This is a genomic window from Martelella alba, assembly GCF_006516955.1.
GTDB lineage: Bacteria > Pseudomonadota > Alphaproteobacteria > Rhizobiales > Rhizobiaceae > Martelella > Martelella alba.
Genome location: NZ_VHLG01000028.1, coordinates 1 through 11305, shown reverse-complemented (window position 1 = coordinate 11305; position 11305 = coordinate 1). Strand labels below are relative to the sequence as shown.

At 56.8% G+C, this 11305-nt stretch carries 10 protein-coding genes and 3 pseudogenes; 7 read left to right on the top strand and 6 right to left on the bottom strand.

Features of this window, described 5'->3' with window-relative positions:
• Positions 1-79: 79 nt before the first annotated feature.
• Positions 80-769, top strand: coding sequence for a M16 family metallopeptidase (locus FJU08_RS22165; protein ID WP_141151219.1), 690 nt, complete (start codon positions 80-82; stop codon positions 767-769).
• A gap of 152 nt (positions 770-921) precedes the next feature.
• On the opposite strand, the gene FJU08_RS22160 is transcribed toward FJU08_RS22165, so the two are convergent.
• The gene (locus FJU08_RS22160) at positions 922-2403 is read right to left on the bottom strand and encodes a pyridoxal phosphate-dependent decarboxylase family protein (protein WP_141151218.1); all 1482 of its coding nucleotides are present in this window, start codon (positions 2401-2403) and stop codon (positions 922-924) included.
• A 163-nt stretch (positions 2404-2566) separates the two neighbouring features.
• Here FJU08_RS22160 and FJU08_RS22155 point away from each other — a divergent pair, with 163 nt between their 5' ends.
• A complete protein-coding gene (locus FJU08_RS22155; protein ID WP_141151217.1) occupies positions 2567-4093 on the top strand; it encodes a winged helix-turn-helix domain-containing protein in 1527 nt (508 codons plus the stop codon).
• Between the two features lie 196 nt (positions 4094-4289).
• Here FJU08_RS22155 and FJU08_RS23175 read toward each other — a convergent pair.
• Positions 4290-4482, bottom strand: a pseudogene (locus FJU08_RS23175) (IS5/IS1182 family transposase); the annotation flags it as partial.
• Between the two features lie 52 nt (positions 4483-4534).
• A pseudogene (locus FJU08_RS22150) lies at positions 4535-5032 on the bottom strand (IS6 family transposase); the annotation flags it as partial.
• Between FJU08_RS22150 and FJU08_RS22145 the strand changes: the two are divergent.
• Entirely contained in the window at positions 5007-5372 is a 366-nt protein-coding gene (locus FJU08_RS22145; protein WP_141151216.1) for a hypothetical protein, read from the top strand. The pseudogene FJU08_RS22150 and the gene FJU08_RS22145 sit on opposite strands and share 26 nt — an antisense overlap.
• Positions 5373-5564: 192 nt before the next feature.
• Positions 5565-5971 (top strand): annotated as a pseudogene (locus FJU08_RS22140) (DDE-type integrase/transposase/recombinase); the annotation flags it as partial.
• Between the two features lie 30 nt (positions 5972-6001).
• Here the strand turns inward: FJU08_RS22140 and FJU08_RS22135 are convergent.
• The 3 genes from FJU08_RS22135 to FJU08_RS22125 all read right to left on the bottom strand — a co-directional run bounded on the left by FJU08_RS22135 (position 6002) and on the right by FJU08_RS22125 (position 8997).
• Positions 6002-6430, bottom strand: coding sequence for a Ros/MucR family transcriptional regulator (locus FJU08_RS22135; RefSeq protein ID WP_141151215.1), 429 nt, complete (start codon positions 6428-6430; stop codon positions 6002-6004).
• 62 nt (positions 6431-6492) lie between these two features.
• Entirely contained in the window at positions 6493-8439 is a 1947-nt protein-coding gene (gene thrS / locus FJU08_RS22130) for a threonine--tRNA ligase (RefSeq protein ID WP_141151214.1), read from the bottom strand.
• Between the two features lie 75 nt (positions 8440-8514).
• Positions 8515-8997, bottom strand: a complete 483-nt coding sequence (locus tag FJU08_RS22125) for a SufE family protein (RefSeq protein WP_141151213.1) — start codon at positions 8995-8997, stop codon at positions 8515-8517.
• On the opposite strand from FJU08_RS22125, the gene FJU08_RS22120 reads away from it, so the two are divergent.
• The 3 genes from FJU08_RS22120 (at position 8996) to FJU08_RS22110 (ending at position 11122) form a co-directional block, all read left to right on the top strand.
• Positions 8996-9193, top strand: coding sequence for a hypothetical protein (locus tag FJU08_RS22120; protein ID WP_141151212.1), 198 nt, complete (start codon positions 8996-8998; stop codon positions 9191-9193). The two genes, FJU08_RS22125 and FJU08_RS22120, sit on opposite strands and share 2 nt — an antisense overlap.
• A gap of 168 nt (positions 9194-9361) precedes the next feature.
• A complete protein-coding gene (gene hisI / locus FJU08_RS22115; RefSeq protein WP_141151220.1) occupies positions 9362-9841 on the top strand; it encodes a phosphoribosyl-AMP cyclohydrolase in 480 nt (159 codons plus the stop codon).
• A 69-nt stretch (positions 9842-9910) separates the two neighbouring features.
• Positions 9911-11122 carry a CobW family GTP-binding protein gene (locus tag FJU08_RS22110; RefSeq protein WP_141151211.1) on the top strand — a complete coding sequence of 404 codons (1212 nt, stop codon included), beginning with the start codon at positions 9911-9913 and terminating at the stop codon, positions 11120-11122.
• Positions 11123-11305: the final 183 nt, after the last annotated feature.

The following is an 11305-nucleotide window of genomic DNA, read 5'->3' as shown; positions in this document are numbered from 1 at the left end:
GGCCGGAGACATGACTGCACCCGACCCGCAAAGCTAAACATCAGACAAAATCACCTTGCCAAACGGGCGCCATCCAGACATGACAACACCCGTTCCGGATATCATCACCCCGCCGGAGCCGGACGTCAGCGCCGCGAATGTCTATCTCGTCGACAAACCCGGCGCGATCCAGAGCGTGATCGAGGCGGCTGTCACGGCGCCCGCCCAGTCGGAAGATGATCAGGAAAGCCGTTTGATCTTCAACAGCATCATGGGCGGTGACTTCGTCTCGCGCATCAATATGAAGCTGCGTGAGGAAAAAGGCTGGTCCTATGGGATCTCCAGCGATTTCGGTGGTCCCAACGGCGGAAGGCTGTTCTCCGTCACGGCTCCGGTGCAGTCCGACAAAACGGCAGCAGCCATGTCGGAAATCGACAAGATGCTGCAGGGCGTGGTTTCGGATCAGCCCATCACCGCAGATGAGGTGAAGGCATCCAGGGATCAGATCATTCTAAGCCTGCCGAACGACTGGTCGTCCACCCAGGGGATCACCGGCTATCTCGTCACCGAGGTCCAGAACGGTCTGCCGAAAGGCTATTTCGACACCTATGCCGAAAAGCTGGAAAGCATCGACGTCGATGCCGTGAACAAGGCGGCACAGGTCATGCTCGGCGGAAAGCCTGTCACCTGGGTCGTTGTCGGGGACCGTGCGAAAATCGAAAATGAGATCAAGGCCCTTGACCTCGGTCCGGTCCATATTGTCGATGCCGACGGAAATCCCGTCGACTAGAGCTTTCTCCGACCGGAGCGGAGCGAGGGTCGAAAAGATCATGCGGCCAGAACAATAAGATAGAGCACCCGTCCGCGCCGTTTACCGGTGCGGACGGGCAGAGCAAGGAAACACCCGGTTCCGCGATGCCAACGGCGTCAGGCCACACCGCCTCACGCGACCGAAACCCCAATCGTCTCCGCAACCCCGAGAAGCTCGGCGATCAGCCTGTCCAGATCGTCGTGCCGGGTACGATGATTGCAGATCGCGACACGAAGGCTGTGCTGACCCTTGATCGTGGTATCAGATATGGCGGCGATGCCATCTTCTTGAAGCCGAAGCATGATCTCCGTATTCAGGACTTTCAGCGCAACGTCCTCCAGCCCGCCGGGATCGTAACGGAAATTCACGATGTTGATCCTGGTTGGCGCCATGAGTTTCAGATGAGGTTCGTCTTCGATCCGCGCGGTGAGATATTCTGCCTGATCAATATTCTGATCGATAAGGCGACCGAATTTGGCAACCCCGTTTTCCTTCAGGGTCATCCAGATCTTCAGTGCCGCGAAACCGGCTGAAGTGCCGAGGTTCAAGTCGTGAAGAAATGCCGCCCCCGCGATTCCACGCGGTTTTCCCTCAAGATATTCCGGGGTCAGGGCGAAGGCCCGGCGATGGGCATCAGCATCACGAACCAGTGCACATCCGGCCGCAAATGGCACATGCAGCCATTTATGCGGGTCAAGCGCCAGCGAATCCGCCCGCTCGATGCCGGCAACCAGCCCGCCATGTCGCGGCGCGATCGCAAGCAGCGCGCCGATGCAGCCATCGACGTGAAACCAGAGGCCTTCACGTTCGCACAGCTCGCTGATTGCCTGAAGGTCATCAATAGCACCGGCATTGACGGTGCCTGCGGTCGCTATGACACAGGCCGGTTTGATCCCTGCAGCCCGATCACGCGTGATCGCCTGTTCCAGCGCTGAAAGATCGATGCTGCCCTCCGGCGTGGCTGCAACTCGCAGAAGTGCCTTATTGCCAAGCCCCAGAGCTTCCAGCGCCTTTTGATGACAGGAATGCACCTGATCGGAAGCATAGAAACGCAAGGGTGCTGGCATCGCCGCCACGCCTTCAGCCCGGACATCCACGCCGGCCATGACGTTGCGCGCCACAGTCAGGCCAATCATATTCGCCATCGCGCCGCCATTGACGATCGTGCCGCTGGCAGTCTCGGGAAAACCCATCATCTCTTTGAGCCAGTCAATCACCTGACGGTCGAGACGTGCGGCAGCCGTGTTGCCACCACCAAGATTGGAGCCGTCGATCGCCGCGAGAAAATCAGCCAGCGCGCCAGTCAGGCTGCCGGCGCCCATGAACCACATCCAGAAACGCGGATGGATATTGCCCATCGAATAGGGCAGCAGATCATCCCTGATCTCATCAAGTATGTGAACAAGCGGCGTCGGCGCATCAGGCACTGGTCGGGCAAATCTGGCGCACACCTCTGGCGGCATTGGGCGCCAAAGCGGCCTTGACCGCACATCACGGATATGCGCGATCGAGCTGGCGAGCATTTCGTGCATGCTGCGCTCCGCCAGATCCCAGTCATCGGGATCGAGTGTTTCCTCATCCCCAGACAATGCACGTCCTGCCGCGTTCACCATGGCACGTCTCCCTCGTTGAAAACAGGCCTGCCAACTGATCGTGACATCATTTCTGGCATGACCTGTGCGGTGACAGCATGTATGCCATGGCCTGGACCTGTAATGCTTGGAGAAGATCTTCAGAAAAGCTTCAGAACGGCCGGATTTGTGATAACCTGCCACAATGATCTTCCGTTTTGCCAATTTCGAACTGGACACTGAACGGGTTGAACTCAGAAGACCCAACGGCACTTCTGTTGCCCTGGAGCGGCAGGTCTATCAATTGCTTTTAATGCTGGTGTCCAATGGCGACCGGCTGACGACGCGAGACGAAATCGTCGATAACATTTGGGACGGGCGCGCCATTTCCGAGGCTGCAATCGACAGCCGCATCAGCGCGGTGCGCGCGGCGATCGGCGACGATGGACGGCAACAGCGCCTGGTGCGAACCGTACATGGGCAGGGCTTTCGCTTTCGGGGTGAGGTTGCCGTCGCCCCGGACGCCCTTTCAGATACCGGGTCCGGCCCGCCATCGATCGGGATTTTGCCGCTGCAGATCTATGAAGAAGACCCGCAGCTTCTGCTTCTGGCCGACGCGCTGCCACACGAACTGATCCTGCAGCTGTCGCGCCTCCATTGGCTGACCGTGATCGCACGCGGTACAAGTTTTCGATTCCGCGATCAGCCGGATACAATGGCACCGACCATCAGCACCGCTCTCAATGCCCGTTATCTGCTCTTCGGGCAGCTTGAACGAGATGGCACGCATTATGCCGCGACGGTCCAATTGCTGGACACGGCCCGCCATGCGGTGGTCTGGGCCGAGCGCTACCATCTTGCAAAAGATGATCTTCTCGGCGCGAGAGCCGTCATCGCCAGTGCCATCACGGCGGAACTCGACCTCAGGATCCCCGTCCTTGAAGCCGCACAGGCGCGGACCCTTGACACTGAAAAGCTTGATGCCTGGTCGTGCTATCACCTCGGCCTGCAACAGATGTATCGTTTCAACGCCAGAGCCAATGCGGCGGCGGCAAGCCATTTTCGCCGCGCCATCGCGCGCGACCCGGCTTTCGCACGAGCGCATGCCGGCCTGTCATTCACACGCTTCCAGGATGCTTTCGCCTATTATGACGGCGACAGGAAAGCAGCGCTTTCAGAAGCCAAGGCCCATGCTGCGGATGCCATGGACGCCGATCCGTTCGATCCCTTTTCCAATTATGTCTGGGGCCGGACATTCTGGCTGGATGGGGATCTGGATGGCGGAATGGCGCATATTGAGCGCGCGGTTTCCCTCAACCCAAATTACGCGCAGGGCCACTACACGCTCGGCTTTCTCAAGGGTTTGTCAGGCTGTGCCGATGAGGCGATTGCCCGCGGCCGCCTTTCTTATCGCCTGAGCCCGCTGGATCCGCTGGCCTATGGGACATTCGGCACGCAGGCGATGGGACTTCTTCATCAAAACAAACTGGCCGATGCCGCCGAAATGGCCGAACGCAGCGCGCTGACACCGGGGGCGCATTATCTGGTCAGCATGATCGTTGTTGCATTTGCGACCCTGGCCGACCAGCCCGGCCGGGCTGGTCGTTGGGCAAACGATGTGCGATCGCGGCGGAGCGATGCAACAAGACAGATGTTTCTGAAAGCATTTCCCTTCCGGGATCCGCATTGGCGCGCCCGTATCGATGCAGCTCTGGCCACACACGGCTTCTGACCGATCAACAGACCAGCTCCGCCGGGACCAGGCAGACAGACGAAAGGTTTGCTTCATAAAACAACGTCCGATAGACGGCAATCTGAAGCATCTTCGCGGCTGGACCAGATACAAGCCGGGAACCAGGACCGCAACATCACAGGATTGAAGTTTAGGCTGCCCGATATTGTTGCTCAGAGTCAGAATCGAAATGCGTTCAATGACATCCATAGCTTCCAAGCCGTCCGGTAATCTGGCTTATGTGGGCGACCATGATCCATGCCTGTGATGAGCCGATGGATCTTTCGACACCCTTTGCCAGTCTGCGGCACGGCCAAGGGCCGCTCGACGCCCCATCGACGCGGCAGGGCGTCGAAGCCTTTCGCTCCGTCCAGGCGCTTGATGATCCCAACGGCTCTGTTGCAAATATTCCGGATGGCTGAGAAGGGGCTTTCGTACGCTTCAGTCACACGAGTTGGTGTCGAGATTCTGTGCGAGCATTACCACAACCTCGGTAAGCGCGCTGGGCCCGACCCTGAACGCTCGTTCAACGATGCATGCCTCGCCACGGATGTCGCCGGTTAAGTTGAAGATCGCAGCCTGACCCTTGCGCAGAGCACGCATAACTTCAAATCCCCTGATCGTTGCATAGGCCGTTTTCAAAATCTTGAAACCTCGGACTGGTTTGATCAACTGTTTGAGCTTGCCATGATCGGCCTCTATCAAGTTGTTCAGATACTTGACCTGCCGGTGCACAAGCTCCTTTGGGCATTTGCCGTCGGCCTTCAGTTCCGAGATAGCGCTGCCATAAGTTTGCGCCTTATCGGTATTGATGACGGTTGGCTTTTCCCAATCCTTCAAGCCGTTCAGAGCTTTGCCGAGAAATCGCTTCACCGCCTTGGCATTGCGGGTTGGCGACAGATAGAAATCGATAGTGTTGCCGAACTTGTCGACAGACCGCTATCTCACGCTTGTCACCGCCGAAAACGAGGCGCTGCTGAAAACCGCCAGCGCCCGGATGCACGAGCAGGTCGCGGCCGCAAAGACAATCGGCGAGAAGATCATCACCCAGTCCGGCGACTATATCGACCGCCGCATCCACACGGCCCTCGATCAGAACCTGCAGCAGGCCGTGGCGGCACTGGAACCGCTGCTGGCCGAGATCCGCACCGCCGAGCGGGCCATCGCTGAAAATGCCGCCGCGGCCCGTATGGCACAGCGCTTGACCGTGATCGTTGCGGCCGTCGCGACCGTGACTGCGATCGCCGCATTCACCGGGCTTGCGGTTGTGGCGATGTGAGCGACCGGCCGACGCATGGAGCGAATATTCGCAACACCGAAGCCGGATCGGGAACAGGGGGCATGAGAAATGGCGGGCAGGCTGCGCTGTTGCCTATTGATGGTCTGTCTGGGCCTGTCGCAAATTTTTGAGGTTAACGTGCTGTTGACCACAACGGTGGCAATTTCGTTCCCGATGTAGCGGAGCGTAGCCATGGTTCTGAATGCCATTGCCGAGAAGTTGAAGAGCCAGTCGAAGGATGTTTTCAAGGGGCGGCATTTCGAAGCGTGGCTGATCGTGCAGGCGGTGACCTGGTATCTGCGTTACCCGCTCAGCTATAGAAATCTTGAGGAGCTGTTCCGCGAACGTGGCTTCGAGGTCGACCACAGCACCATCAAATAGATGAGCCGCTGCTATCGCCCGGGAAGATCAGGACTGATGGCGCCAACACGTTTCCGTCAACGATCAAGACGGCCGTCGATGATGGGCTCTTGCATCCGAACCCGGTTCATTATGTCACCAAGCATCTACAGCAAGGCATCGAGAGCGATCACTTCCGAGTCAAGAAGAACATGCCCAAGATTGGCGGTTTCCAGTCATTCAAAACGGCGCGCCGGACGAAAACCCGGCAGCCACTTTTCGTCCGGCGTCTAGTTCAGCGTTTTCGACCGGCGCCTGTGGCCCAGCTTCATATCGCGCGCGAGCGCAGACCTGACTTCTGAATAACGCCGCGCGACCATCGGATAGTCATCAGGCAGGTCCCATTTCTTTCGGTATTCTTCAGGAGTCATATTATATTTGCTCTTCAAGTGCCGCTTCAGAGACTTGAATTTTTCACCGTCCTCAAGGCAAATGAGATAGTCCGGGCCAATGGATTTGCGAATTGGAACGGCCGGGAGGGCTTTTTCCTCCGGAGGGGTATTTGGGTTTCTGGCCGTTGTCGCCAATGTCTCGTGCACCTGCCCGATGAGAGAGTGCATCTCTGAAACCGGTACATTGTGGTTTCGAACATAGGAAGCGACAATGCCGCTCGTCAGCTGCACGAGAAGATTGGGGTTCATCGTTTTCTTGCCGTCCATGCCTGTTTCCTTTCAAAAATGTGGTTGGCCTGTGCGGCCCGGCCGAGAGGCGCCGCCCTTGCTCAGGTGGCTTCTTCGCTTTCAGTCGTTCCGGTCAGGTCAGGAGCACGTGCCTCCTGACACAGGTTTGCGACAAACATTTCGAGTGCGCTCTCTTCAGTCCGGTGCCCGCCAAGGCGGCGCACGGAGACGCTGCTGTCAGCCTCCTCCCTGGCCCCGACGGCAACGATCACCGGCACCTTCTGCAGGCTGTGCTCCCGGACCTTGTAGGAAATCTTCTCGTTGCGCAGATCCGTTTCGACACGGATACCTTCTAGAGTGAGGCGGTTTGCAACCGAAGTCGCATAGTCGTCGGCCTCGGAGGTGATGCTGGTGACGACGACCTGGACCGGGGCCAGCCAAAGCGGCAGCTTGCCGGCATAGTGCTCGATCAAAATGCCGGTGAAGCGCTCCAGCGAGCCGAACATCGCCCGATGAAGCATCACCGGAGCGATCTTGTCACCGGCTGCATTGATATAGAAGGCTCCAAATCGTGTCGGCAGGTTGAAGTCGACCTGAAGCGTGCCGCATTGCCAGTCGCGGCCGATCGCATCACGCAGGACATATTCAAGCTTCGGGCCGTAGAAAGCCCCCTCGCCCTCATTGATCGTGTAATCGCGCCCGAGTTTTTCCAGCGCACTTTTTAGCGAACCTTCGGAACGATCCCAGGATTCGTCGGAGCCGATCCGGTGTGCCGGCCGGGTCGAAAGTTTGATCCGGATGTCGGTAAAGCCGAAATCCTCATAGATCGAGAGGATCAGGTCGTTGACCTTGATGCATTCTTCGGTGAGATGGTCTTCGGTGCAGAAAATATGCGCATCGTCCTGGGTGAACGATCGAACGCGCAGCAGACCGTGCAGGGCGCCCGAAGGCTCATAGCGGTGAACCTTGCCGAATTCGGCAATCTTCAACGGCAGATCGCGATAGCTCTTCAGTCCGTGCTTGTAGATCAGCATATGGCCGGGGCAGTTCATCGGCTTCAAGGCGAAATCGCGCTCATCCTCCGTCCTGATCGTAAACATGTGTTCGCGATAATTCTGCCAATGGCCGGAGGTTTCCCAAAGCTGCCGGTCCATGATATCCGGCGTATTGACTTCGACATAGCCTGCTGCAGTCTGACGTTTGCGCATATAGCTGATCAGGTTCTGGAACAGAGACCAACCCTTGGGGTGCCAGAAAACCGAGCCAGGCGCTTCTTCCTGAAAATGAAACAGGTCCATTTCTCGCCCAAGGCGGCGGTGGTCGCGTTTTTCCGCCTCTGCCAGCATCGTCAAATGTGCATCGAGCTCGGCCTGTGACGCAAAGGCAGTGCCATAGATGCGCGTCAGCATTGGTTTGCTGGCATCTCCGCGCCAATAGGCGCCGGCAACTTTGGTCAGTGTAAAGGCATGCCCGATTTTGCCTGTAGAGGTCATATGTGGCCCACGGCAGAGGTCAAGCCAGTCGCCCTGTCGGTATATCTTGACATCCTCGCCGTTTGGGATCGCATCAGCAAGCTCGACCTTGAAGGTCTCTCCCTTTCCACGAAAGAAGTCCTTGGCTTTGTCTCTGCTCCATATCTCCTTGGTGAAGGGTGCGTTGCGGTCTATGATTTCGTGCATGCGTTTTTCGATCAGCGGCAGATCGTCGGCGGTGAATGGCGGCTCTCGGGCGAAATCATAGTAAAAACCATTCCCGATTACCGGCCCGATGGTCGCCTGCGTGCCGGGAAACAGTTCCTGAACTGCCTCGGCGAGAACATGTGCTGCGTCATGGCGGATCAGTTCAAGGGCAGCCGCATCGTCTCTGGTTATAAACTCGATTCGCGCATCCTCGCCGATCACGTCGGACAGATCCTGCAATTTGCCATCCACCTTCATGGCGACGGCTTTTTTTCGCAGTGATTTGGAGATCGAATCTGCGATCGTCGCACCCGTTGCCGCATCGTCAAAAGCGCGCTCGGCGCCATCGGGAAATCTGATATGGATCATTCTGTCCTCGGTTTTATGTCGTCCGACCCGCGTGCAGATCGGTTGAATTATAGTGCCATGCGGCGACGTGGAAGTTCAGGCGCAGTGTGAAGTGAGACGATGGCCATTGGCGGCATCGACTGCGAGCCCGCTAAGGTGTTTGCAGATTGCAAAAAGCGAAATGCGTCGATGTGGTGAGAGTGCCTGCGTCAATCCGATCTGGTCAAACAGCACCGGCGGATTGACAAGGATCGTTCTTGGCGATGCGCCGGAATAGATTGCCGAAATCAGTCCCAGCATGCCGGCAACAACAAAGCTGTCGCTGGCCCCCGAGAAAAGCAGGGTATTGCCACGCCGTTCTGCCGCAAGATACGTGTTCCCCGAGCAGGTGCTGACACGGTTCCTGTCCGAGATGAGATATGGTGCGATTTCTGGTAGGTAGCGACTGCACTCAATCAAATATTGGTAGCGGTCGTTCCAGACGTCGAATGATTGAAAATCTTCGGCAAGACGTTGCTGGCGATTTGCCAAATCCTGCGGTGATATCTCGCCGCTGAAATCTATAAATTGAGCTGCCATGATCTTTACTTCCAGACAGGGCGGGAAACCTGTTCAATCACCCGAAAAAATGTTTCCCGAGCGTGCCCTGTTCCCCGGCAAGGCATTTCGGCGCGCAACGTGGTCAAATGGTTCCTGGGAAAAAGGCGATGATTTCGTGTGCATGCAGCAGATGCCGTTATTCCTTCAGGCGCAGGTGATAGATATTGGCCTTTGACGAGCCTCGTCATGCTTGACGTCCCAAAAAGAGCTTTGCTTTAACATTACGTTATAACATAACATATATAGGGCCAAAACAAGATGCAATGACAGAGATGAGAGATTGTTACTGCCTGCGCGGCGGCCCCCAGGCGCGCTGGTTTTCTCCAAAGAAAGGTTCGTGTCGATGATTGAGACAAAATCATGCTTTTCGCAACGGCGATCGATCGAGCAGGTGGAAGAAGGTCATGACCTCGCTCCGAAATTCGGCCCCGATGGGCTGTTGCCGGTCGTGACCAGCGATGCCCGATCAGGCGAAGTGCTCATGCTGGGCATGATGAACGAGGAAGCGCTCCTTAAAACCCTTGAAACCGGAGAAGCACACTACTGGAGCCGAAGCCGCGGAAAGATGTGGCATAAGGGCGCGAGGAGCGGCTTCGTCCAGACGGTCGTCCAATTGAGGATCGACGATGATCAGGATGCCGTCTGGCTCAAGGTGGATGTTGCAGGTGGCGCGAGTTGTCATGTTGGCTACCGGTCCTGCTTTTACCGTTCCGTGCCGGTCAAAAGCGGTCAACTGCCGCCGTCCCTTCAGTTCGAAGAAGACCGAAAGGTGTTCGACCCCAGGGACGTCTACGGCGATACACCCAATCCGACAATACTTTGAAAGCCTTGACGCCGGAATAGCGCAGGCATCTGGCCTGCGTCCCAGTCAGACTTTCCAGGGACCATTTCGATGACGCTACCCGTCACTATTCTCAACGGCTTTCTTGGGGCCGGAAAAACAACCCTTCTTCAGAACCTGCTGGTACAGGCGCATGAACGTGAAGATATATGCATCGGGGTCATCGTCAATGAATTGAGCCCGCTCGATATTGACGGCGAGACACTTGATGCGGTGGAGATGCTCGCCTTCAAGAGCCAGAGGCTGGCATCCGTGCCGGCGGGGAGCATCAGTGCGCCAGACGGGCTTGCGCGTTTCAGGCAGGCCGTCGATACCATTATTGCAAATCCTCGGATCACGCATTTGCTCATCGAAACATCGGGCAGCACACACCCCTGGCCGCTTATCAGCATGATGCGCCAGATACCAGAACTGACACTTCACGGTTTTCTGTCGGTCGTTGATGCATTGGTCCTGTCTCAGGACTATGATTTCGGGCGGACGATCATGTCAGCAGCAGCAACAAATCTCGCCGCCGGAAAGCGTGGTGTCGAAAACCTGATGGCGGAACAAATCATGTTCGCCAGCCGTGTTCTGTTGAGCAAGGCCGACCGACTGACGCCAGATGCGCTGCAGACGATCGGCAGCGCCATTCACCCCCTTAACCCTTATGTCGATATTATCGGAGTGCAATGGGGCAACATCCCGCTCGATGCTGTTACCGGCCTTCCTGAATATGACTATCACAGGATCGAGAAGCTCGGTAATGAATTGACCGATTGGGAGGCAGAGCATGGTGCTGAACCTGTTTCGAACCCCATAAGCTATCGGATTGGCAGCCGTGAGCTCAATGACCCCCGGCCGTTTCACCCCAGCCGCCTATGGGAAACCTATAATCGCTACCTTGGCATCGGCATCTATCGCAGCAAGGGTTTTTTCTGGCTGCCTTCACGCAGCAATCTCGTGTTGCTGTGGAATCAGACCGCCGGGAATATCGGGCTTCAGATCATCAATCACTGGAAGGTCAGTCTTCTTGAGGATGAGACCCTCCAATTACTCCCGGAAGAGATTTCCGGGATGAAAGAGAAGTTGACGGGCTATCCGCCGGAATTCGGTGACCGTCAATGCCGCCTGACAATTATCGGTGACGAGGAGCAACTCGACGAATTCGTCAGTGCGTTGCGAAAATGTTTCTGCACCCCGACGGAGATTGCGGCATGGAAACGTGGTGAACCATTTGACGACCCCTGGCCGAAAAACGTCGAGACCTTGAGCTTTGGGTGATCGGAAAATGCAAACCTGCCTCACCAAAAGCCCGTCTTATCCCGAGTGGCAAAGTCAAAGCCGGTACAAGACATGGAATTGACTTTGAGAATACCGCAAAGTGTGGGGCAACTACGCTGTCATTCTGTTTTCTTTGCCGGGCTTCATACCCGGATACCAGTGCTCGAATTTCGCGCGCAACGT